The sequence below is a fragment of the Achromobacter sp. GW823-FHT04E03 genome (assembly GCF_058796095.1).
Window position 1 is genome coordinate 703,412 of the sequence record NZ_JBXAIJ010000003.1, and the last position, 21,206, is coordinate 724,617.

Here is a 21,206-nt window from a genome sequence, read left to right on the forward strand (position 1 = left end):
GTCGGCAACCTGTCGTTTTTGAACGCGGGTGCGGCGCGGGGGGGCTAGTCCAGCCATGCGACAATCGCCCCTATGCGCATACTGGTGATCGAAGACGACGCGGACCTGGCCGACGCACTCGTGCGCCGGCTGCGCCGTCTCGGCCATGCAGTCGACTGCCAGAACGACGGCCTCAGCGCTGACGGCGTGCTGCAATACGAAACCTTCGACCTCGTCATCCTGGACATCGGCCTGCCCCGCATGTCGGGCTTCGACATCCTGCACCGCCTGCGTGACCGCGGCAGCAAGACGCCCGTGCTGGCGCTGACCGCCCGCATCGATATCGAAGACCGCGTCCACGCCCTGGATACCGGCGCCGACGACTACCTGGCCAAGCCCTTCGATTTCCGCGAGCTGGAAGCCCGCTGCCGCGCCCTGCTGCGCCGCCCCAGCCCCCAGGCGTCCGGCATGCTGCGCTTTGGCGAGCTGGTCATCGACAGCGCCGCGCGCCAGGTCACGCTGGCCGGCCAGCGCATCGAACTGCCCAAGCGCGAATACAGCCTGCTGGAAATCCTGCTGGCCGGCATGAACCGCGCCGTCAGCAAGACCGAAATCGCCAACAAGCTGTTCGCCTTCGACGACGATGCCGCGCCCAACGCCATCGAGGTCTACATCGCCCGGCTGCGCCGCAAGCTCGAAGGCTCGCCGCTGCGCATCGAAACGCAGCGCGGCACCGGCTACCTCCTGACCGCCACCGATGACCACGACCGCCCCGCCGCGCCCGGCCCCGGCCGGGAGTGACCCCGCCACGCCTGCCGCCGCGCAGGGCCGCCTCTCGATCAAGCGCCGCCTGCTGGCCATGCTGCTTGCGCTGTTCGTCGCCGCCCTGGCCACGCTGTATCTGCTGGTGCGCGGCTACGCCAATCAGACCGCCGACACCACCTACGACCAGTTGCTGCGTTCCTCGGTGCTGTCCATCGCCGACAGCCTGCAGCTGGTGCAGGGAGAGTGGCGCATGGACATGCCTTATGCCTCGCTGGCGCTGCTGGAGCAGGCGCCGCGCGACCGCGTGTTCTATCGTGTCGGCGACGCGGGCGGCGCACTGATTTCCGGCTATGCGGACCTGCCAGCGCCGCCCGCCCGTGGCAGCGAAGGCCCGGCGTACTCGCCCCGCCTGTACGACGCCAGCTACCAGGGCGAGCCGGTGCGCATCGCCTGGATGGAACGCAAGATCGCCGGTCCCCGCAATGCCGAGACCGCCCTCATCCAGGTCGCGCAGACCCGCGAAGCCCGCAACGCGCTGGCAGCGGGCATCTTGTGGCAAGGCACGCTGGCGCTGATCGGCTTTACCGCCGCGGCGCTGGCGCTGGCCTACTGGGGCCTGCTGCGCTCGCTGTCGCCCATCCGCCGTATCGAGCGCGAACTGGCCGCCCGCAGCGCGGCGGACCTGCATCCCATCGCCGCTCCCGTGCCGGAGGAACTCGACACGCTGGTGCACTCGCTGGATGGCTTCATGGCGCGCCTGTCGGAAAACCTGGACACCCTGCGCCTCTTCATCGCCGAAGCCGCGCATCAGCTGCGCACGCCGCTGGCCGCGCTGCACGCACAGATGGAAGTGGCGCTGGACGAGGAAGATCCCGCCGAACAGCGCCGCAGCCTGCTGGCCGTGCTGCGCAACGCCGAGAAACTCTCGCGCCTGGTCAACCAGCTGCTGAGCGACGCCAGCGTCATCCACCGCAGCAACGTGCGCCAGTTCCAGCCGGTGGACCTGGCCGAGCTGCTGCGGCAGGCGGTGTATGACACGGTCCCGCAAGCCGATCCCCAGCCCGACGTGCGCCTGCATCTGCCCGCCACCGCGCCCGGCAATCCGCCCACCGTGCTGGGCGACAGCCTGATGCTGCGCGAAGCGTTCAAGAACCTTATCGACAACGCCCTGCGTCACGGCGCCACGGACGACGGCCACATCGACGTGCGGCTGGAGCCGGAGGACGATGGCTGGCGCATATCCGTATCCGACCAGGGTCCGGGCATACCGCCGGCGCTGGCCAACGCCGCCTTCGAGCGCTTCGTGCGCGGTCCCAACCCGCGCGCGTCCGGCGCCGGCCTGGGCCTGTCCATCATCAAGCGCGTGGTCGACATCCATCAGGGCCGGCTGGCCCTGAGCAACCGCGTGGGCGGCGGCCTGGACGCCGTGGTCACGCTGCCGCCCCGCCCCCATGAAGCTTGATCTCCTGAAACCCCTGCGCCTGCTGGCGGCGCTCACCGCGCTGCTGCCCTTTGCTGCCGGCAACGCCGCGGAAACCAGCGCCGACGGCCTGACGCTGGGGCCCGCGGACAGCAGGAACGTACTGGTCGTGCACGCATCCAACAGCGTGCAGGTGTTCCGCGGCGTGCTGGAAGACTTCAGCAGGCTCAACCCCGGCCTGCGCCTGGAATACACCGAGCTGTCCACGCAGGAGCTGTATGCCGGGACGGTTTCCCGCGCCACGCAGGCGCCGGCAACCAGATCCGGCCCCGACATCGTCATCAGCAGCGCGATGGACCTGCAGACCAAACTGGTCAACGACGGCTACGCGCAACCCCACATCTCGCCGGAGACCCGCGCCCTGCCCGCCTGGGCCAACTGGCGCGACGAGGTCTTCAGCATCGGCACCGATCCCATCGTCATGGTCTACAACACCAGCAAGCTCGCGTCCGCAAGGGCGCCGCGCACCCGGCGCGAGCTGCTGTCCCTGCTGCAGGCGCCGGACCAGCCCCTGGCCGGCGCCATCTCCACTTACGACGTCGAGGGCAGCGGCATCGGCTACCTGGCGGCCACGCAGGACACGCGGCTGGACAGCATGGCTGGCGCGCTGCTGGCCGAACTGGGCCGCAACGGCGTGGCCGTGCACGCGTCCACCGAAGACGCGCTGGACAAGCTCGAACGCGGCGAGATCACGCTGGCCTACAACCTGCTGGAGTCCTACACCCTGCACCGCATCGACCTGGGCGCACCGCTGGCCATCGTCTATCCGCAGGACTACACGTTGATGCTGTCGCGCTCCGCCATCATTCCGCGACAGGCGCCGCGGGCGGATCTGGGCGCGATGTTCCTGGACTATCTGCTGTCGCCGCGGGGCCAGGAAATGGTCGCGCGGCAATCGGGCATGCGGCCCGTGAGCGCATCGGCCAACCCGGAAGCGGGCGTGCGGCCGGTGGCGCTGGGCGTAGGACTGTTGGTGTATCTGGATGCACTCAAGAAGCGGCATTTCCTGGATCTGTGGCGCGCGGCGGTCCGTCCGCCCGGCGGCCCCCACCACTGACGCGATCTCCCCGCCCGCACTGGTATACACAACCCGGTACACCAAGACCACCTCTGAATCCGGACCCTTTTTGTCCGGACAATGCACCCACTTTTTTCATCCGCCCCGGGGTTTTGCGAGGATAATTTCCTTGTGGCAGCGCCGCGGCAATCCAGGCCGGCCAGCCTCTCCCATGCCGGCAAATCACCGCCGCGCAGCGCTCCCCCGATCTGGCCGGAGCCACCTCTACAACGATCTGTGATACGTGACAGCGTTTGCGTCTGAACCAGAGTTGGAGGCACGAAATGGCCGAACACCAGATTGCCGTCCGGCGCGCGATCGAAGCCCTGGACCGTCTGGCGGATCCCGATCCGCCCTGGCATGACATCCTGCTGACCGCCCGCGACATGGTGGGCGCGGACAGCGGCACCTTGATCGTCTTCGATGCCCGCCACAAGCTGCTGGACCTGTCCACCGTCAGCTTTCCCGAAGCCGCCGCCACGGACTACCGCAACCATTACTACAGCTGCGACATCGTCGAACAGGATTCGCGGCTGCTGCCCGTGGGCACGTGGCTGGATACCGCCAACATGTGCGGCCACAAGCAGCTGCAGCGTTCCGAGTTCTACACGGACTTCATGCTCAAGCACCGGATGGCGCAAGTGCTGTGCCTGGTAATCGAATCCAGCGCCATGCTGCGCGCCGCCATCGCCTTCCAACGCTCGACCGTGGACGACAAGGCCAGCGAACGGCTTCAGTCCGGCGACGTAGCCCATTACTTCCGCCTGCTGAAAAGCCGGTTGGCCCAACGCGAAAAGGCGCTCGCCATCGGTTGGACAGCCATCGAAAGCGCACTCTCGGATGTCGGCGAAGCCGTGCTGCTGGTCAGCCACGACGCGATGGTAGACAAGAGATCGGCCCTCGCCATGCACTATCTGAGCGACGGCCATGGCTGGAACGTGCGCGGCGGCAAGCTGCGCCATCCCGACGCGAAGATACAGGCCTTGTTCGACGCGTATTGCCAGGCGGTCGCGCGCGACGGCAAGGCGCGGTCCCTGGCGGCAGCCGCCGGATGGGGCGAATTGACCTGGATCGACATCAGCGCGGCCCCGCAAGCGCTGAGCCTGATCGGCAGCCGCATGCTGCTGGTGCGCATGCGCAGAAAAAGCGCCTTTTCCCAACCGGACGTCGACAGACTGGAATCCGTGTTCTCGATCACGCACGCGGAAGCCGCTGTGCTGGCCGGTCTTGCGATGGGACACAGCGTGGAGGAAGTCGCGACCCTGCGCCACGCCTCGGTGCTGACCGTGCGTAAACAGGTGGCGTCCCTGCTCAACAAGATGGAATGCAATCGCCAGTCCGAACTGGTCAGGCTCGCCTCGCTGCTCTGAGCGCGCGCCATCGGTATGACGTACCCAATATTGAGTATGTGGCGCCCACCCGCGCCGTCCTACGATGAGCACAAAGGCATGAGGCCCGGACGCCCGGTCCGGCCCGAGTCGTAAACCTGGCGATGGAACCCAGCGCCAGGTGCGTGTCCGCGCGCGCCGCGGGCCGGGCCGGCCTGCCCAAGAAAAAAACCAATGCGCCAATCCGGTTGCGCAGCTGTCCCTGCACCGGGCTGCATTGCCGCGAGCCCCCATGGACACCGGTCTCCAATGCTGCGGTCACTCTCGTCATCAGGAGCATTTCATGAAAACTGCCCTAACCGTCCGCGCCATGATTCCCGTCGTCCTGGCGGCCTGCGCCCTGCTCTCCGGCCCCGTGGCCGCGCAAATGTCCGCCGCCCCAACCACCGCAGCTCCGCCCTCCGACGTCCAACTCAGCCGCGATCAAGTCGAACGCGACCTGGCCGCCTGGAAGCAATCCGGCGTTGAAAGAAACTGGGACAGCGACAGCACCCCTGACATCAATAGCCCCGAGTATGTCGCCGCCTACCGGAAGTATGTCGACACGGTCAGGCCTGCCAACGCACCGCAGATGCAGCAGTCGCAGGGCCAGGGCAAATGGTGATGCGCGCTATTGAGCCCGCAAGGGCGCACCGCCGCGCTCGCTGCCTGGCGAGCGGCCATAGTGCGCGCGGTACGCCCGATTGAACGTGGAAACTTCCTCGAATCCCCAGCTGGCGGCGATGTCCGCGATGGAGCGGCCAGGCTGGGCCTCGATGGCCAGGCGGCACCTTTCCAGCCGGCACTGCCGCACGTAAGCGCTGAAGCTCAGGCCATGCTCGGCCATGATCTTGAACAGATAGCTGCGGGAGATGCCGAGCTCCTCGCTGGCCGAAGCCGGCGTCAGGCCGCGATCGGCCAAACGCCGCTGCACCAGCGCCAGAATGCGGTCCAGGACTTCGTGGCGCACCCGTTCGGCGATCTGCGCGCCGGCATCCGCCCCTTCGAGCTGCGTCCGTGACAGCAGTTCGCTGCAATGCCTGACCATCAGCGCCTGCACCTGCTGCAACTCGTTTGCCGGCAGTTCGCTGACCAGGCGCATGTAGCTGGCCAGCACCCGCCCTGCCCCTGAACTTCCGTCCAGCACCGGCATGGCCAGCCGCCCGCGCCGGCCCAGTTGCGGCCGCAAGAGGCCTTCCGGGATTTCTATGCAGAACATGCGGAAATCGGTGCGGAAGTCGACTTCCCAGGGCGAAGCGCAATCCACCACGTAGACGTCGCCAGCCCGCGCCCGCATGGCGCTTCCGTCCTGCGAAACCAGGGCCTCTCCCGCGCACAGCAAATTGGCGAAGAATGGGGATTGCTTGCGCGCCGAGAGACCGGCCGCGGACAGCCTGACCACATGGGATTGGGCGGTGATGGTCGAGCCGTGCAGGTCCGGCAGCAGCAGGCCGTCGATCTGGCCGCGAAAGCTGCGCGCGGCGTCACGCTCGGGTTCGAGCGGCACGTAGGCATCGCAGATTGCATCGCGCCAATACGCGAATTGCTCCTGCGGCGCTATGACATCGGTGGTGTGGTGGTAGGCCTGCGCGCTCATGTTGAGTACCGGATCATGCCGACTGGGGCCGCCATCTTCTAGGGGATGGACGCTTTGCGCCACTGCCGTGGACGCTACGCGCTGGCAGGGCGAAGACTACCGGCCGATTATACGCACAGACCTATATCGCCGGACTCAGATCCAGGCCCAATCAGGAGACAAAAGATGTCCACGCCCGAACCGCTCGACGAGCGGATCGCAGCCTTTGAACGCGACGGATTCGTGGTGCTGCCGGGAATCATCCCGCCCGAGCAGGTCAGCCAGTTGCAGGAAGCCCTGATCCGGATCGAGGCCGAGCACAACCTCGGTTACGCCCAGACCTCGTTCGAAGGCCGCAAGACGGTGCGCATCAACAACCTGCTGGTCTACGATCCACGCTTCTGGGACGTGCCGCTGCAGCCCGACGTGCTGAGCCTGGCCGAACGCCTGCTGGACCGCGAGCTGCTGCTGTCGTCGCTGTGCTCACTGACGCTGGCGCCGGGCCAAGGCGCCCAGCCCCTGCACGAAGATACCCAGCAACTGGCGCTGCCGCGCCCGCGCCCGCCGCTGGCGGTCAATGCCATCTGGGCCTTGAGCGATTTCACGGCCGAGAACGGCGCCACCCACATCGTGCCCGGCAGTCATCGCTACGATTCGTCTCCGCCCTACGGCGCGCAGGACATAGACACCGTGCAGGCCACCATGAAGGCGGGCAGTGTCATGCTGTTCGACAGCGCGCTGTGGCACAAGGGCGGCGCCAACAACAGCAACGCCCGCCGTTACGCGTTGTCGTGCTACTACTGCGCCGGATGGATGCGGCAACAGGAAAACCTGCAGCTCGGCATTCCGGCCGAGGTGGCGAGAAGCTTCCCGCGCCGCCTGCAGGAATTGTGCGGCTACAGCATCTACAAGGGGCAGTACGGCCACATCGACAATGCCGACCCCATCACCCTGCTGGGCGGCGCTGGCCGGCCCACGGTCTGGCAGGCCAGCGACGCCAAGGCCGCCCGCAAGGCTGCCGAGCGCAAGGCATGATGAACGCCCCCGCCCTGCCCAGGGTCCCGGATTCGGTGATCCATCTGCTGCGCGACGCCGCTCTCGAAGCGCCCGATCTTCCCGCGCTGTCCTTCGAAGGCGTGCGCCTGAACTATGCGCAATACGCCGGCTTGGCTGGAGCTTTGGCACGCCGCCTGGGCGAACGCGTGCGGCCCGGCGACCGGGTGGCCCTGTTGATGCAGAACTCGCTGGACCTGGCCGTTGCCACCTTTGCAGTGCATGCGCTGCGCGCGCAGGCCGTGCCGCTGAACCCAGGCTATCGCGAGCGCGAGCTGGCCTATATGCTGGAAGACGCCGAGCCTTGCATGCTGCTGCATGACGACAGCGTGAAGCTGGATCTGAGCGCCGTGTGCCCGGGCCTGGATGCCGGCGCCATTCTCCGCACAGGCAACGGCGCCGGCCTGCTGGAGATGCTGCCGCAGGCCTGCGCCCTGCCCGAAGACCTGCCGCGGCATGAAGATCTGGCCACGCTGCAATACACCGGCGGCACCACCGGACGCCCCAAGGGCGTCAACATCCTGCACCGGCAGATCGCCTACAACATCGCGCAGCGCGAAGCCTGGCTGCCGACGCGGCGCGATTCGGAGGTGGTGCTCTGCGTGATGCCGCTATTCCATGTGTCGGCCGTCTCCATGTCGCTCTACTTGAGCCTGCATGCCCGCGGCGAGCTGGTGGTGATGCGGCGCTTCGATGCCGCCCGCACCATCGAGGCCATCGCCGCCCACGGCGTGACCCTGCTGCCGGGCGCGCCCGCAATCTTCCATGACCTGTTGCTGAGCACGGCCTTCCAGCCTGAAAAACTCGGCAGCCTGCGCGCCTGCTTCTCCGGCGCGGCGCCGCTGCCGCGCGAAACCCTGACGCGTTTCGAGTTGCGCGCCGGTTGCCCCATCCATGAGGGCTACGGCATGAGCGAGGCGGGTCCCTGCCTGGCCTTCAATCCCATGCACCGTCCACGCAAACCCGGTTCGGTGGGCTTGCCCGTGCCAGGCGGCGAACTGCAGGTGGTGGACCTGGATGGCGCCAGCCGCGTCATGCCGCCGGGCCAGCCCGGCGAAATACGCGTGCGCGGGCCGCACGTGATGGCAGGTTACCGCCAAGCGGCGCCGGAGTCCGCGCAAGCGCTGCGCGAAGGCTGGTTCTACACCGGCGACGTCGCCATCCTGGACGACGAGGGCTATCTCCATCTGCGGGGCCGCCGGCACGACTGCATCAACGTGGGCGGCTTCAAGGTCTATCCGCTGGAAGTGGAACAGGTGCTGTTGTCGCGCCCCGAAGTCGGCGAAGCGGCCGCCTTCGGCGTGGCCGACGAGCGGCTGGGCCAGGTGGTCCACGCCTGGGTCACGCCCGCCCCCGGCCAACGCCTGGACATGGCCGCCCTGCAGGCGCATTGCGCCGCGCACCTGGCCGGCTACAAAGTGCCGCGCCGCATCGGCGCGACGGCAGCCTTGCCGCGCACCAGCATAGGCAAGCTCGCACGCAGCGCGCTCGCGCCCGTGGCCGTGCCCGGCCCGAATTCGCAGTGACATTCCACATAAAAGGGGAGGAACATGAAGCAACTCGATCTGCAGGCTTTGCAACACCAGCTCGCCGAAGAAGGCTACGCCGTCATTGAAAACGTGCTGGACGCCGCACAGCTGGAACAGGCGCGCGAATGCGTGGCCGGACTGATGGCCGCGGAACGCGCCGATCCGTTCCCGCTGGACGACGAACGGCACGAGGACGATGACGACATCCTGGCCTACTATAAGCGCCACTACACGGTGAGCGACATGGAAGCGCAGCGCATGGTGGCGCGCGTGCACCAGTATCGCCGCGACAACGAAAACACGCGCTGGCCGGTGCCCATCAACAAAGTGTCGAAGAACTTCCTGCACTTGCCCACCCTGTTCGACGACGACAAGTCGCAACGCGTCTGGAACCTGCTGAACAAGGCGCCCGACATGATCCCGCTGATCGAGCACCCGGCGGTGTTGCCCATGGTGCGCAGCGTGATGGGCCAGGACTGCAACCTGCACGACTTCCAGGCCACCAGCATCGGCCCCGGCACAGGCGGCGGCGCCTGGCACGTGGATGCGCCGCTGGGCCAGATCGCCGAGCCGCTGCCGGAGTTTCCGCTGACGCTGCAGAACGTCTGGATGCTGGACGATTTCACCGCCGACAACGGCGCCACGCGGGTCATGCCGCGCAGCCACAAGCTGCGCAAGTCGCCACCGTGGGGCAGCGGCCCGCTGGACGGCGAGGTCACGCTGACCGCACCCGCCGGCTCGGTCGCCATCTGGCTGTCCAACACCTGGCACCGCTCCGGCCCGAACCATACCGACCGCGAGCGCCGCGCCATACTCTGCAACTACAACGTGTCCTGGCTGCGCGGCTTCGCCGACTTCACCAGCACGCTGCCCGAAGGCGTCGCGGCCGCGCTGTCCAACGACGCGCGCTACCTGCTGGGCTACGGCGCGCGCGCGCCATTGACGCGCTGACCATGGCCGCCGCAACCTCGTCTCCGGCGCTTGCACCCGCGGCGCCGGCCATACACGGCTACTGCGATCCCGCCTTCGAACCAGTACGCGCAGCATTCGCGCGCAACTTCCAGGACGGTGGCGAGCTCGGCGCGTCCGTCGCCATCGAAGTCGACGGCTATCCGGTGGTCGACCTGTGGGCAGGATGGGCCGACACGGACCGCAGCCAGCCCTGGCAGCGCGACACGGTCTGTATCGTGTTCTCCAATACCAAGCCGGCCACGGCGCTCTGCGCCCACATGCTGGCCGAGGCGGGAGAGCTGGATTTGGACGCCCCTGTCGCCCGCTACTGGCCCGAATACGCCGCAGCAGGCAAGGCCACCACCACCCCGCGCATGCTGCTCAACCATACCGCTGGCCTGCCCGCGCTGCGTGAGCCGCTACCCGCTGACGCCGCTTTCGACTGGGAGGGCATGACCCGCCGGCTGGCCGGGGCCGCGCCTTTCTGGGCTCCGGGCGAACGCGTGGCCTACCACGGCCTGACCTACGGCTGGCTGGTCGGTGAGCTGGTGCGCAGGCTGAGCGGCTGCATGCCCGGCGAATTCTTCCGCCGCCATATCGCGCAGCCGCTGGACCTGGACTTCTGGATCGGCCTGCCGGAAACGGAGGAAGCCCGGGTCGCACCCATCGTGCCGCCGCCCGCGCCGCAAGCGCCGTTCAGTCCCTTCGAGCAGTCCCTGAAGGACGAACCCGAAAGCCCTACCGCGCTGTACGCCAAGAACACCGGCGGCTGGCGCCCTTCCGGCTTCAACAGCCGCGCCGGCCACGCAGCCGGACTATGCGCGGCTGGCGGCATCGGCAATGCGCGCAGCCTGGCGCGTCTGTACGGCACACTGGCGCTGGGCGGCCAGCGCGACGGCGTGCGCCTGCTGCGCGAGGACACGCTGGCCGCGGCCACGGCCCTGTCGGCGCGCACGGACGACGACGCCTGCCTGCGCGTACCCACGCGCTACGCCAGCGGCTTCATGCGCCAGATGGATAACCGCGCGCAAGGCCTGGACAGCGCCTGCTTCGGCGACGAGGCCTACGGCCACACGGGCGCTGGCGGGTCGCTGGCTTTCGCCTGGCCGCAGCGCCGGCTTTCCTTTGCCTACACCATGAACCGCATGGGACGCACGGTGCTGCTCGATGAACGCGCCCATCGCCTGGTGTGCGCGACGCACGCGGCACTCGGCGCAGGGCCGCCAGGCTGAAGCCCGCGCCGCACTCTCGAATCACAAAAAAACCTGGAGACAAATCCTCATGAACACGAGCAACCCCTATCGCCCCGCCGCCCTGCGGCGTCTGTTCGCCGCAGCCGGCGCCACGTTGCTGGTCCAGGGCGCCGCCCTGGCTGCCGAGCCCGTCAAGATCGGCTATCTGATTCCTCTGTCGGGCAGCGCCACCGCTTCCATTGGCAAAGACATGTCGCGCGCCACGCATCTGGCCGTCAAGCACATCAACGACGCCGGCGGCATCAAGTCGCTGGGCGGCGCGCAACTGCAGCTGGTCGAGGTGGACACCCGGGGCGATGCCAAGGTCGCCATGACCGAGGTCGAACGCCTGATCACCCGCGAGAAGACCCCGGTGCTGCTGGGCGCTTTCCAGAGCGGCGTGACCTTCCCCGCCACCGCCGTCGCGGAAAAGAACCGCGTGCCATGGGTGGTGGACCTGGCCGCCAAGGCCGACATCACCGAACGCGGCTTCAAGTACGTGTTCCGTCCCACGCAGATCCCGGCCTCGGGCAACGCCGAAAGCATGGCGGACTTCATCGACTACGCGGGCAAGACCACCGGCAAGCCGGCCAAGACTGTCGCCATGGTCTACGAGAACACCGATTGGGGCCAGGACATGGCCAACACGTTGCGCGCCAAGTTCAAGGCAGCCGGCATCGATCTGGTGCTGGACGAGGGATACCCGCCCAACTCGCCTGACCTGCGTCCGCTGGTGCTGAAGATCAAGGGCAAGAAGCCCGACGTCGTCACCGTGACCTCCTATGGCGCCGACGCCGTGCAGCTGCACAAACTGCTGGCGCAGATGCGGGTGGGCTCGACCTACGTCGGCAGCGCGGCCGGCCAGATCGACAGTACCTTCATCCCGCTGGTCGGCAAGGACATCGCGGGCAATGTCTACACCACCAATGGCTGGGCCGGCTACGAGTCGTCCATCACCACGCCGTTCGCCAAGAAGTTCTGGGACGACTTCGTCGCCGCCTACAAGGTCGATCCCAACGAACTGTCGGTCAGCGCCTACGCCGCGGTCTGGGTCATCAAGGACGCGCTGGAGCGCGCCGGGAAGGCGGATCCCGAAGCCATCCGCGACGCCCTGGCCCAGACCAAGCTGCAAGGCACCGACCTGAACAAGCTGGTGGGCTATGACATCGTGATCGACGCCAAGGGCCAGAACCCCGAAAAGCGCTACGTCATGCAGCAGATCACGCCCGACGGCCAGTACCGCACCGTGTGGCCGGAGAACCTGGCCTCCAAATCCTACAAGATGGTCTGGCCTGCCGCTCAGCCCTGACCGACCTGGCGTCGCCGCGCCACGCCCTGCGCGTGGCGCCGGCGCCCCGTTACCGCTAGGAGCCTCCACTTGACCACTACCCTACTCCAGGCCTTGCTGGGCGGTATCGCCAGCGGCGCCGTCTACGGCCTGATCGCGCTGGGCCTGAGCCTGCAGTTCGGCGTCATGAAGATCATCAATTTCGCCCATGGCGCCTTCCTGATGATGTCCATGTACGTCTGCTTCGCGCTCACCAGCCACTTCGGCCTGCATCCGCTGGCCGCCATGCCACTCACGGCGGCCGCGCTGTTCGTCGTCGGCTATGCCTGCCAGCGCTGGCTGATCGACGGCATCTACCGCAAGGAAAGTTCGCGCGAGCCGATCGGCGTTCTGATCTTCACCACCGGCCTGTGGATCTTCCTGGACAACGCCTTCCTGGCGCTGGCCGGCCCCGACAGCCGGACCATCGACGCGCCTTGGGCCAACGAAGTCTGGATGCCCGGCGACCTGATCTTCACCTATCCGCAGATCGCCGGCCTGTTCTTCGCCTGCCTGATCACGGCGGCCCTGGTGCTGTTCCTGCGCCACACGCGCACAGGCCGCGCCATCCGCGCCACCGGACAGGACCGCGAAGCCGCCAGCGTGCTGGGCATAGACAGCGCCCGCGTCTACCGGCTGTCGTTCGCCATCGGCCTGCTGGTGCTGGGCGCGGCCGGCGCGCTGCTGCTGCCGCTCTATCCCGTCAACCCCTTCGTCGGCGACATCTTCGGCCTGCGCGCCTTCGTCATCGTCGTGCTGGGCGGCATCGGCTCGGTGGCAGGCGCGTTCTGGGGCGGCATCCTGGTTGGCGTGCTGGAATCGGTCGGCAGCCAGCTGATCCCCATCACCTATGCCGAGGCGCTCATCTTCCTGCTGTTTCTCGCCACCATGTATTTCCGGCCCAGCGGGCTGTTCGGCGTGGAGAACGAATGATGGCCAAGACCACAAAGACTTCGGCCGCCGGCATCGCCGCGCTGGGCCTGTTGGCGCTGCTGCCGCTGGCCAGCGGCAACCAGTACCTGCTGTCGGTTGGCGCCATGACGCTGCTGTACGCCTATCTGGCGCTGTCATGGAACATCCTGGGCGGCATCGCCGGCCAGCTCTCGCTGGGCCATGCCGCCTATTTCGGGCTGGGCGCCTATACCTCGACCTGGCTGTTCGTGAACCTGGGCATCAGTCCCTGGCTGGGCATGTGGGCCGGCGCCGTCGTGGCCATGGGCGCGGCGTTGATCGTGGGGCTGTCCTGCCTGCAATTGCGCGGCGCGTACTTCGCGCTGGCCACGATCGCCTCCTGCATGGTGCTCAAGACGCTGGTGGAAAACGCCGACACCCTGCTGGGCGGGCCGCGCGGCATGGAGGTCACGCTGCTGCGCGACGCTCCGCTGTACTTCCAGCATACCGGCAAGGCCTACTACTACATCGTGGCGCTGGCCTTCACCATCGCCGCGTTGCTGATCAACCGCCATGTATTGCGCAGCCGCTTCGGCTACTGCCTGACGGCCGTGCGCAACGACCAGGACGCGGCGATGGCGCTGGGCGTGCCGGTGCGGCGCTACAAGCTGACCGCAGCCATGCTGAGCGCGGCCATGACCGCGCTGGGCGGCACCTTCTATGCGCAGTTCGTCCTCTACATCAGCCCCGATAAGGTATTCGGCGCCAATCTCAGCGTCGTCATCGCCGTGGTCTGCATCATCGGCGGCCGCGGCACGCTTTGGGGCCCGGTGCTGGGCGCGCTGCTGCTGCTGCCTGGCGAAGAGCTGGCGCGCTCCCTGACCGGGGGCATGGTGGGGGCCGACATGATGCTGTATGGCCTTTTGCTGATGATCATCATCCGCTGGGAGCCGCGAGGACTGATGGCGATACTGTCCCGACGCGCCAAGGCGCCTGCGCGCGTGGCCGGCACGCCAGCCAAGACCGCCGGTCCCGCGATGGGGGGCACACAATGAACCTGCTCGAGTTCCATAATGTCAGCCGCAATTTCGGCGGCGTGCGAGCCTCCGACGAGGTCAGCTTCGCCGTCGGCGCCGACGAGATCGTCGGCCTGATCGGCCCCAACGGCGCCGGCAAGACCACACTGTTCGCCATGGCATCCGGCTTCGTGCCGCCCAGCAGCGGCGACATCCACTTCAATGGCAGCCGCATCAACGGCCAGGATCCGGCGCGCATCTGCGCCGCTGGACTCGCACGTACGTTCCAGATCGTGAAGCCATTCGGCGACATGACGGTACTGGAGAACGCCATGATCGGCGCCTTCCTGCGCCACCGCGCTCCAGCCCAGGCCGAGGAAGTCGCCCAGGCCGTGCTGGCGCGCGTCGGCCTGGCCGGACGCGAGCATCAGATCGCGCGCACTCTCACGCTGTCGGGCCGCAAGCGCCTGGAAGTCGCCAAGGCCTTGGCGACCCAGCCCCGCCTGCTGCTGCTGGACGAAGTGATGGCGGGCCTGACGCCGGTGGAGACCGAGGAAATGGTGGCGCTGATCCTTTCCCTGCGCTGCGACGGCATCAGCGTCCTGGTGATCGAACACAACATGAAGGCCATCATGCAACTATCCGACCGCATCGTCGTCATCCAGCAGGGGCGCAAGATCGCCGATGGCCTGCCGCAGCAGGTCGCCCGCGATCCGCAGGTGGTGCGCGCCTATCTCGGGGAGGCCGCGTGATGCTGGAGATCCGTCAACTGGACGCCGGCTACGGCGACGTGCAGGTGCTGCGCGGCGTGGACATGCACGTGGGCGAAGGCGAGATCGTCAGCCTGGTCGGCGCCAACGGCGCCGGCAAAAGCACGCTGATCCGCACCGTCATGGGCTCCCTGCCCGCGCTGGCCGGCGAGGTCCGCTTCCTGGGCGAGCGCATCAGCGGCCTGCCCGCGCACCTGGTGGCGCGCCTGGGCATGGCCCAGGTCATGGAAGGCCGCCGCCTGTTCGGCCACATGGACGTCGAGGACAACCTGCTGGTCGGCGCCGACGTACTGCGCGACAAGCGCCGCAGCCGCGACAACCTGGACTGGGTCTATCAGCTGTTCCCGCGTCTGCGGGAACGGCGCCGCCAGCTGGCTCGCTCGTTCAGCGGCGGCGAGCAGCAGATGCTGGCCATCGGCCGCGCGCTGATGACCTCGCCCAAGCTCCTGCTGCTGGACGAACCGTCCATCGGCCTGGCGCCCATCATGGTCAAGGACATCTTCGACAAGCTGCCGCTCATCAACGCGCGTGGCATCACCATCCTGCTGGTGGAGCAGGACGTGCACCGCTCGCTCAGCATGGCCGCGCGCGGCTATGTGCTGGAGCACGGTGAAATCGTCATGTCCGGGCCGGGCGCTGAACTCCTGGCCGATGAGGGGCTGCGCCGCGCCTACCTGGGCGTGTGATTACGGGGCGGCACGCGCCTGAGCCAAACGCGCGCCGCTCAGAACGTCACTTTCACCGAAGGCGCGCTGCGCTGCGCCTCGCCATGGAACACGGCCTCGATGTTGTTGCCGTCCGGATCCAGCACGAAAGCGCCGTAATACCCTGGATGGTAGTCCCGAAAGCCCGGCGCGCCATTGTCCGTGCCGCCATGGGCCAGCGCCGCCTTGTAGAAGGCAGCGACCATGGCCTGGTCCTGCGCCTGGAACGCAAGATGATGGCGTCCGGTCAACTGCCCCGCCGCAGCCTTGTTGTCGGGCGTGGAAACGAATAGCTCGTCCGCCCAGAAATAGCCGTCGCCCGTGCCGCCCATCGGCACTTTCAGCGCATCGAAGACTGCCTGATAGAACCGCTGGCTGGCTGCCAGGTCCCGCACCACCAGCTGGATGTGGTCGATCAGCCGGCCCCGATGGATTTCATTGGTCTGCATGTGGCGCTCCTGTTGGAAGGGGAGCTTTCGAATATACCGCCCGCCATGCGGCCCCGTCCGCGCCGGATCAAGCCAGATACGAAGCCACCTCGTCACGCGTGAGATAGCGCGTGAATGTCATGGACGGTTGCTGCGCTTCATGCATGGCGCCGTTGAACCCCGACCAATTGCGCTTCATGCCCTCGGCCGTTTCCAACGCGATGAGCACTCGCTTGCCGTGGCGGGACAGGTTGTGCCGCAACGCCGCCTCGCCCCAGGCGTAACGCATGGCGTTGACCAGCTCGCCGCCGGCGTAGGCATCAGCCTGCAACCACTGGAAGTCCGCGGTATCACTGTCCTGGTCCGGTTCGCGCGCTGCGATCTCGCGCTTCACGCCCAAGGCCTGCGCGTGTTCGCCGATGATGATCTGCAACAGCGTGAAGGCGTGGAAGTTGTTGTTGACGGCATGCGCCCGCGCAATGAAGCCCGTCATGGAAGTCGGCAGCACCACTACCAACTCCTCCTCGTAGCCCAGCTGCGAGGCCAGCCAAAGATAGTGCAGATGCTCGAAGGGCAGGCTGTCGTTGCTGGTGGCCATGGGATGCAGCAGCGCCATCAGCTCCGCGTCGGACACCAGGGCGGCGTGATTGCGGCGGTCGCGCAAGACCATGGTCATCATCGGCAGCACCAGCAGGTCTGCCGCCTGATGCAAGGCTTCCACTTCCCAGCGCCTGCCCTCGGGTACGTCGGCCATCCGCGACCTGGCATCCTGCCAAGCCCGGCGGTCGGCCTCCTCCACCTCATCGTCGTCGTCCTCGACCTCCTGCGCGCAATACGGACTCAGGGTGCTCAGCCACTGCCGCAGCAAGTCCTGCAGGACGGGAAAGAGTATTGCCGGATCGGCGCCGTCTTCCACCAGCGAACCGCACATCAAGGCCACGGCAGCGGCGCGGCCCGGGTGCAGCGTAGGCAGCAGATCGGCGCAGGTCCGCAAGCAGACTTCCGCCTGCCCAGGTTTGCGGGCCTGGGCTAAAAAGGCGCGTACCTCGGGGCGCTGGAAGAACTGATCCAGCGGATCAAGATCGTCGGCGGTGGAGACGGGAGTACGAAGCGCGGCGGCGAATGTCGTGTCGGAAGCAGTCATGGAGATCAGCGAGCATGAAAGCGGCGGTGAGCGCCGCGCGGCAGCCCCGGAGTTTACTGAAGCGGCGCAGGACGCGTCAGCAGCGAGCATTCGAGCCAGAGCGAATACGGTGCGAAACATCCCGTCGCCAGAATCCGGAAGATAGTGATCGCATGCGCCGGACGCCAGGTATTGATTTTTCCCCGCGACCTGCGACAATGAAACCACGCATTTCATATTGGCCGACAGTCCGTTCCAGGTCCCTGACCATCACCGCGTCCTCCAGGGCGCGATCAAAGGAGCCCACGATGCCGCCCATAGTCCTTCCGGTGTTCGCGTAGCGAGCCGACTCTCTCCTTACAAAAAAGGCGGTCCAGCCGCGGACTTTCCGCCACGGCGGCCTATCGCCGTGCGGACTGACGCGCCTGCGTTGCAGTTGCAAGCCAGGCACCGCTCGCACGCGCGAACGCGGCCCGAAGGCGGATTGCGATTAACTTTCGCTGCCGGATGCCGTTAAAGAAGTGAAGACAGACATAGCCCCCCCTCCGTTTCCAGTCGCAAGGAGTCGCTGTCATGTCCAAGCTCCAATATCGCCTTTCCCTGCTTCTGCTGTGCGCGTCCAGCGTCCTGCCCGCAGCCCGCGCCGCGGATGGAACCATCTATTTCCACGGCGCCATCGTCGAGGCTGCGTCATGCACACCGCAGGTTCAATCCCGAAAAGCAACCGTCCGCGTGGAATGCGATGCTGAACGCGCCCGCGCCGCTGGCAAGCCCGCCGACCGCTACCGCGTAAGCGCCAATCGAGTGAAGGTCGACGTGCAGACCGTGCCGCTCAGGGCGCGCCACGCCGGGCAACAGGACGCCCAGGGCTACATCATCACGCTCGCCTACCTGTAGTCATCAATACGACAGTCCGGCGGCCAGGCGGGCCGCTGGATTGCCTGCGCCTGTCAGTCGAGAAAGCAAAAGGTATCAGGCGACACGGAAATTTTTCGTGAATGCCGGCTGCCAGTACTTCAGGCAACCAACCGTGCCCCTTGCATCAAGCCGCGCTCAACGCCTTGGACAGCACCGTGAATATCCGCTCGTCCGTGGACTGCGCAACGTTGAACCGCAGGAAATCTCCCGCAGCCAGCGACTGGCTGAACGCATTTCCGGGAGCCACCAACACCCCTTCCTTCAGACACAGACGGGCCACAGTAGCCGCGTCCTTGCCCTCGGGCAGGCGGCACCACAGAAACATGCCCGCCCGGGGCGTCAGCCAGGGCTTGATGCCCAGCTTCAGCAACTTTGCGGCGGTCTTGTCCATCTGCTGCGCCAGGCGCAGCCGGGTCGATTCCATGTGCCTGCGGTAGCCGCTGCCCGTCAGCGTCCTGAAGATGATGTCGGCCGCCAGCCGGCTGCTGCCAAAAGTCGTGGCGACCTTCAGGTCGGTCAGGCTTTCCACCCAATCGGACCGCACCGCGATGTAGCCGCAACGCACCGACGCCGACACCGTCTTCGAGAAGCTGCCGATATGTATGACCCGCGACAGCCCGTCGAACGCAGCCAGCCGCGGCGCGGGCGTGTTCTCGAAATCCGCGAAGATGTCGTCCTCGACGATCACCAGCTCGGAATCGTCCACCAGCTTCAGCAGACGGTGCGCGACCAAGGGCGACAAAGTCGCCCCCGTCGGATTGTGTATGCCGGAGTTCGTGATGTAGAGCCGCGGGGAATGCTCGCGCAGCGCCGCTTCGAACGCCGCGACATCCGGACCGTTCGGCGTGTACGGCACCCCCACCGCCTTGACGCGATGCGCCTTCAACAGCGCATGGAAGTTGAAATAGCAGGGATCGTCCACCAGCACCGTGTCCCCCGGTTCCAGCAGAAAGCGCAGGATCAGGTCGATGGACTGAGTCCCCGAATCGGTCAGCATGATCTGCTCGGGCCCTGCCTCTATCCCCATGCCCGCCATGCGCCGCGCCAACAGCTGCCTCAGGGGCGCATGGCCCAACGGCGTTCCATACTCGGTCAGTTCCGCGGTTTCGGCGCGCGCCATGCCACGCATGGCGCGCCGCAACCCGTCTTCATACATCCAGCTGACCGGCAGCCAGCCGCAGCCCGGCCGCAAGCTATCCGCGTCCGCCGCCAGCGACTGACGCGATACCCACAGCGGGTCGACTTCCCGGTCCAGCTTCGGCCCCATCTCGGTCAGCGCCAACGGCGCCACCTGCCCGGCCACATAGAACCCGGAGCCGGGGCGCGACACCAGCACGCCTTCCGCCGCCAGCCGCTCGTAGGCTTCCACCACTGTGGACACCGATACGTCCAGCGTCTTGGCTTGCACTCTTACCGAAGGCAGCCGGGAGCCAGGCAAGGCTGTGCGGGCCGCAATCCGCCCCTGGATCTCGCCCATGACCTGCTTGATGAGAGTGCCGCCGCGCGCCATGGAATCCTCCGCCGTACTGGCTTTCAATACATAACAGTTTCTTGAAATTGTACTGGATTGTGCTTGGACTGCGCGCTCAGGCCGTGCTGTACTGGAGCCCGGTATCAAGGAGCTTCAGATGCAAAAGGCCACCAGCGGCTGGGTGAACGGTTTTATCGGCGTAGTGATCTTCGCGGGCTCCTTGCCCGCGACCCGGGTCGCCGTGGCGGACCTGGATCCCATTTTCCTGACCTGCGCGCGTGCCGCCATCGCGGGCCTGCTTGGCCTGGCCCTGCTGATGCTGCTGCGCCAACGCCGGCCTACCCTGTCCGACCTCCCCTCGCTAACGCTGACCGCACTGGGCGTGGTGGTCGGCTTCCCCCTGCTGACGGCGCTGGCCCTGCAGCACGTCACCTCGGCCCATTCCATCGTCTTCCTCGGCCTGCTGCCGCTCAGCACCGCGATCTTCGCCGTGATACGCGGCGGCGAACGCCCGCGTCCGCCGTTCTGGATGTTCTCCATCGTCGGCGCGGCTTGCGTCGCGGGCTATGCCGCCTGGGGCGGCCTGGAGGCCTCGCCCACCGGCGACCTGCTCATGCTCGCCTCCATCATCGTCTGCGGCCTGGGCTATGCCGAAGGCGCCAAGCTGTCCCGCAAGCTGGGCGGCTGGCAGGTCATCAGCTGGGCGCTGGTGCTGTCTCTGCCCCTCATGCTACCCATCGCGCTGCTGACCATGCCGGCCTCGTTCGAGCACGTCGGCACGCCGGCGTGGATAGGCCTCGCCTACGTGTCGCTGTTCAGCATGCTTATCGGGTTCGTGTTCTGGTACCGCGGGCTGGCGCAGGGCGGAATTGCGGCGGTGGGGCAGTTGCAGTTGTTCCAGCCCTTCATGGGGCTGGGATTGGCTGCCGCGCTGCTGCATGAGCAGGTCAGCTGGACGATGCTGGTCGTGACGCTGGCGGCGGTGGTTTGCGTGGCGGGCGCCAAGCGCTATGCGTAGCAGGCGGCGCGCAAGCGCCGCCTGACCTCTTTCAATGAAGCTGATCTGAACCCTGGGGCTGCAAGCCCGACAAGGCATTCCAATCAGGATCCTTGTACATGCGCAGTTGTATGGGATAGACCGGATGCCCCGCCAGGCATGCGTTGAATGCATCCAGGAAGGCCTCGACGTCACGCGTGTAGTAACGCCATTCCTTGTGGTGATTTCCAGTCAGGCAAGCCACCTGCACCCCGATATCGGAATTCTCAAAGCCTTTCTCGATGGCCTCTTCAAAGCTATTGTGGCTCTGCTTGTCTTCGTCATTGGGCATGCCGGACTCGATGCCCTGGTACGGCCAAGAGATGATGACCAGGTTCTCATTGATCTCACGATCAGTCGCCGACGGCAAGCCGGTGCGAAAGCGAACGATGACCGTCAAACCTTCGACCTGTGCTTCACCCACTGCCCACAGATCACCTGGGAAAATACTGCTCATTGAATCAATTCCTGTATAGACGCCGGACCAGAAGGTTCAGCGCTTGTTACTGAGAAAACCTTGTGTTCACGGTCGG

At 66.7% G+C, this 21,206-nt stretch carries 21 protein-coding genes; 16 read left to right on the plus strand and 5 right to left on the minus strand.

The features are described from left to right. Positions 1-72 precede the first annotated feature (72 nt). The 5 genes from AC1RHV_RS22805 to AC1RHV_RS22825 all read left to right on the plus strand — a co-directional run bounded on the left by AC1RHV_RS22805 (position 73) and on the right by AC1RHV_RS22825 (position 5,273). A complete protein-coding gene (locus AC1RHV_RS22805) occupies positions 73-780 on the plus strand; it encodes a response regulator transcription factor (RefSeq protein ID WP_054450369.1) in 708 nt (235 codons plus the stop codon). Continuing rightward, on the plus strand, positions 737-2,206 hold the full coding sequence (locus AC1RHV_RS22810) for a sensor histidine kinase (RefSeq protein WP_225591409.1): 1,470 nt from the start codon (positions 737-739) through the stop codon (positions 2,204-2,206). The genes AC1RHV_RS22805 and AC1RHV_RS22810 overlap by 44 nt, the downstream gene beginning before the upstream one ends. Next, positions 2,196-3,281 carry an ABC transporter substrate-binding protein gene (locus AC1RHV_RS22815; protein WP_492302047.1) on the plus strand — a complete coding sequence of 362 codons (1,086 nt, stop codon included), beginning with the start codon at positions 2,196-2,198 and terminating at the stop codon, positions 3,279-3,281. The genes AC1RHV_RS22810 and AC1RHV_RS22815 overlap by 11 nt, the downstream gene beginning before the upstream one ends. A 284-nt stretch (positions 3,282-3,565) precedes the next feature. Next, positions 3,566-4,651 (plus strand): helix-turn-helix transcriptional regulator, encoded by a 1,086-nt coding sequence (locus tag AC1RHV_RS22820; protein WP_119449023.1) that lies wholly within the window; start codon positions 3,566-3,568, stop codon positions 4,649-4,651. A 301-nt stretch (positions 4,652-4,952) separates the two neighbouring features. After that, positions 4,953-5,273, plus strand: a complete 321-nt coding sequence (locus tag AC1RHV_RS22825) for a DUF4148 domain-containing protein (protein WP_054450364.1) — start codon at positions 4,953-4,955, stop codon at positions 5,271-5,273. Positions 5,274-5,279: 6 nt separating this feature from the next. Here AC1RHV_RS22825 and AC1RHV_RS22830 read toward each other — a convergent pair whose 3' ends face one another. Further along, the gene (locus AC1RHV_RS22830; protein ID WP_054450363.1) at positions 5,280-6,245 is read right to left on the minus strand and encodes an AraC-like ligand-binding domain-containing protein; all 966 of its coding nucleotides are present in this window, start codon (positions 6,243-6,245) and stop codon (positions 5,280-5,282) included. A gap of 165 nt (positions 6,246-6,410) precedes the next feature. Here AC1RHV_RS22830 and AC1RHV_RS22835 point away from each other — a divergent pair, with 165 nt between their 5' ends. The 9 genes from AC1RHV_RS22835 to AC1RHV_RS22875 all read left to right on the plus strand — a co-directional run bounded on the left by AC1RHV_RS22835 (position 6,411) and on the right by AC1RHV_RS22875 (position 15,679). Continuing rightward, positions 6,411-7,259: a phytanoyl-CoA dioxygenase family protein gene (locus AC1RHV_RS22835; RefSeq protein ID WP_054450362.1), complete on the plus strand. Its 849-nt coding sequence runs from the start codon at positions 6,411-6,413 to the stop codon at positions 7,257-7,259. Beyond that, complete coding sequence (locus AC1RHV_RS22840) at positions 7,256-8,803, plus strand: class I adenylate-forming enzyme family protein (protein ID WP_082400654.1); 1,548 nt, start codon at positions 7,256-7,258, stop codon at positions 8,801-8,803. Before AC1RHV_RS22835 ends, AC1RHV_RS22840 begins: the two co-directional genes overlap by 4 nt. A 24-nt stretch (positions 8,804-8,827) precedes the next feature. Further along, entirely contained in the window at positions 8,828-9,757 is a 930-nt protein-coding gene (locus AC1RHV_RS22845; RefSeq protein ID WP_054450358.1) for a phytanoyl-CoA dioxygenase family protein, read from the plus strand. 2 nt (positions 9,758-9,759) lie between these two features. Further along, complete coding sequence (locus AC1RHV_RS22850; protein WP_492302050.1) at positions 9,760-10,989, plus strand: serine hydrolase domain-containing protein; 1,230 nt, start codon at positions 9,760-9,762, stop codon at positions 10,987-10,989. Between the two features lie 49 nt (positions 10,990-11,038). After that, positions 11,039-12,298, plus strand: a complete 1,260-nt coding sequence (locus AC1RHV_RS22855) for an ABC transporter substrate-binding protein (protein WP_119449019.1) — start codon at positions 11,039-11,041, stop codon at positions 12,296-12,298. Between the two features lie 69 nt (positions 12,299-12,367). Next, positions 12,368-13,249 (plus strand): branched-chain amino acid ABC transporter permease, encoded by an 882-nt coding sequence (locus tag AC1RHV_RS22860; RefSeq protein ID WP_054450355.1) that lies wholly within the window; start codon positions 12,368-12,370, stop codon positions 13,247-13,249. Continuing rightward, positions 13,249-14,262, plus strand: coding sequence for a branched-chain amino acid ABC transporter permease (locus AC1RHV_RS22865; RefSeq protein ID WP_175181192.1), 1,014 nt, complete (start codon positions 13,249-13,251; stop codon positions 14,260-14,262). Before AC1RHV_RS22860 ends, AC1RHV_RS22865 begins: the two co-directional genes overlap by 1 nt. Further along, complete coding sequence (locus tag AC1RHV_RS22870) at positions 14,259-14,975, plus strand: ABC transporter ATP-binding protein (RefSeq protein ID WP_492302052.1); 717 nt, start codon at positions 14,259-14,261, stop codon at positions 14,973-14,975. The genes AC1RHV_RS22865 and AC1RHV_RS22870 overlap by 4 nt, the downstream gene beginning before the upstream one ends. After that, positions 14,975-15,679, plus strand: a complete 705-nt coding sequence (locus tag AC1RHV_RS22875) for an ABC transporter ATP-binding protein (protein WP_088138874.1) — start codon at positions 14,975-14,977, stop codon at positions 15,677-15,679. Before AC1RHV_RS22870 ends, AC1RHV_RS22875 begins: the two co-directional genes overlap by 1 nt. 38 nt (positions 15,680-15,717) lie before the next feature. On the opposite strand, the gene AC1RHV_RS22880 is transcribed toward AC1RHV_RS22875, so the two are convergent. Both AC1RHV_RS22880 and AC1RHV_RS22885 read right to left on the minus strand, forming a co-directional pair. After that, entirely contained in the window at positions 15,718-16,146 is a 429-nt protein-coding gene (locus AC1RHV_RS22880; RefSeq protein WP_054450349.1) for a VOC family protein, read from the minus strand. 67 nt (positions 16,147-16,213) lie between these two features. Beyond that, on the minus strand, positions 16,214-17,269 hold the full coding sequence (locus tag AC1RHV_RS22885) for a hypothetical protein (protein WP_175181190.1): 1,056 nt from the start codon (positions 17,267-17,269) through the stop codon (positions 16,214-16,216). Between the two features lie 552 nt (positions 17,270-17,821). On the opposite strand from AC1RHV_RS22885, the gene AC1RHV_RS22890 reads away from it, so the two are divergent. Continuing rightward, positions 17,822-18,145 (plus strand): hypothetical protein, encoded by a 324-nt coding sequence (locus AC1RHV_RS22890; protein ID WP_054450347.1) that lies wholly within the window; start codon positions 17,822-17,824, stop codon positions 18,143-18,145. 145 nt (positions 18,146-18,290) lie between these two features. Here AC1RHV_RS22890 and AC1RHV_RS22895 read toward each other — a convergent pair whose 3' ends face one another. After that, positions 18,291-19,676, minus strand: coding sequence for an aminotransferase-like domain-containing protein (locus AC1RHV_RS22895; RefSeq protein ID WP_175181188.1), 1,386 nt, complete (start codon positions 19,674-19,676; stop codon positions 18,291-18,293). A 118-nt stretch (positions 19,677-19,794) separates the two neighbouring features. On the opposite strand from AC1RHV_RS22895, the gene AC1RHV_RS22900 reads away from it, so the two are divergent. Continuing rightward, entirely contained in the window at positions 19,795-20,655 is an 861-nt protein-coding gene (locus AC1RHV_RS22900; protein WP_119449015.1) for a DMT family transporter, read from the plus strand. Between the two features lie 31 nt (positions 20,656-20,686). Here the strand turns inward: AC1RHV_RS22900 and AC1RHV_RS22905 are convergent, their stop codons facing one another. Beyond that, complete coding sequence (locus AC1RHV_RS22905; protein WP_119449014.1) at positions 20,687-21,130, minus strand: DUF695 domain-containing protein; 444 nt, start codon at positions 21,128-21,130, stop codon at positions 20,687-20,689. Positions 21,131-21,206: the final 76 nt, after the last annotated feature.

Coding starts and splice junctions, on each gene's coding strand:
- AC1RHV_RS22855 (WP_119449019.1), top strand. CDS start 11,039: ATGAACACGAGCAACCCCTATCGCCCCGCCGCCCTGCGGCGTCTGTTC.
- AC1RHV_RS22810 (WP_225591409.1), top strand. CDS start 737: ATGACCACGACCGCCCCGCCGCGCCCGGCCCCGGCCGGGAGTGACCCC.
- AC1RHV_RS22865 (WP_175181192.1), top strand. CDS start 13,249: ATGGCCAAGACCACAAAGACTTCGGCCGCCGGCATCGCCGCGCTGGGC.
- AC1RHV_RS22830 (WP_054450363.1), bottom strand. CDS start 6,245: ATGAGCGCGCAGGCCTACCACCACACCACCGATGTCATAGCGCCGCAG.
- AC1RHV_RS22815 (WP_492302047.1), top strand. CDS start 2,196: ATGAAGCTTGATCTCCTGAAACCCCTGCGCCTGCTGGCGGCGCTCACC.
- AC1RHV_RS22900 (WP_119449015.1), top strand. CDS start 19,795: ATGCAAAAGGCCACCAGCGGCTGGGTGAACGGTTTTATCGGCGTAGTG.
- AC1RHV_RS22895 (WP_175181188.1), bottom strand. CDS start 19,676: ATGGCGCGCGGCGGCACTCTCATCAAGCAGGTCATGGGCGAGATCCAG.
- AC1RHV_RS22845 (WP_054450358.1), top strand. CDS start 8,828: ATGAAGCAACTCGATCTGCAGGCTTTGCAACACCAGCTCGCCGAAGAA.
- AC1RHV_RS22870 (WP_492302052.1), top strand. CDS start 14,259: ATGAACCTGCTCGAGTTCCATAATGTCAGCCGCAATTTCGGCGGCGTG.
- AC1RHV_RS22880 (WP_054450349.1), bottom strand. CDS start 16,146: ATGCAGACCAATGAAATCCATCGGGGCCGGCTGATCGACCACATCCAG.
- AC1RHV_RS22850 (WP_492302050.1), top strand. CDS start 9,760: ATGGCCGCCGCAACCTCGTCTCCGGCGCTTGCACCCGCGGCGCCGGCC.
- AC1RHV_RS22820 (WP_119449023.1), top strand. CDS start 3,566: ATGGCCGAACACCAGATTGCCGTCCGGCGCGCGATCGAAGCCCTGGAC.
- AC1RHV_RS22875 (WP_088138874.1), top strand. CDS start 14,975: ATGCTGGAGATCCGTCAACTGGACGCCGGCTACGGCGACGTGCAGGTG.
- AC1RHV_RS22825 (WP_054450364.1), top strand. CDS start 4,953: ATGAAAACTGCCCTAACCGTCCGCGCCATGATTCCCGTCGTCCTGGCG.
- AC1RHV_RS22840 (WP_082400654.1), top strand. CDS start 7,256: ATGATGAACGCCCCCGCCCTGCCCAGGGTCCCGGATTCGGTGATCCAT.
- AC1RHV_RS22905 (WP_119449014.1), bottom strand. CDS start 21,130: ATGAGCAGTATTTTCCCAGGTGATCTGTGGGCAGTGGGTGAAGCACAG.
- AC1RHV_RS22805 (WP_054450369.1), top strand. CDS start 73: ATGCGCATACTGGTGATCGAAGACGACGCGGACCTGGCCGACGCACTC.
- AC1RHV_RS22835 (WP_054450362.1), top strand. CDS start 6,411: ATGTCCACGCCCGAACCGCTCGACGAGCGGATCGCAGCCTTTGAACGC.
- AC1RHV_RS22885 (WP_175181190.1), bottom strand. CDS start 17,269: ATGACTGCTTCCGACACGACATTCGCCGCCGCGCTTCGTACTCCCGTC.
- AC1RHV_RS22890 (WP_054450347.1), top strand. CDS start 17,822: ATGTCCAAGCTCCAATATCGCCTTTCCCTGCTTCTGCTGTGCGCGTCC.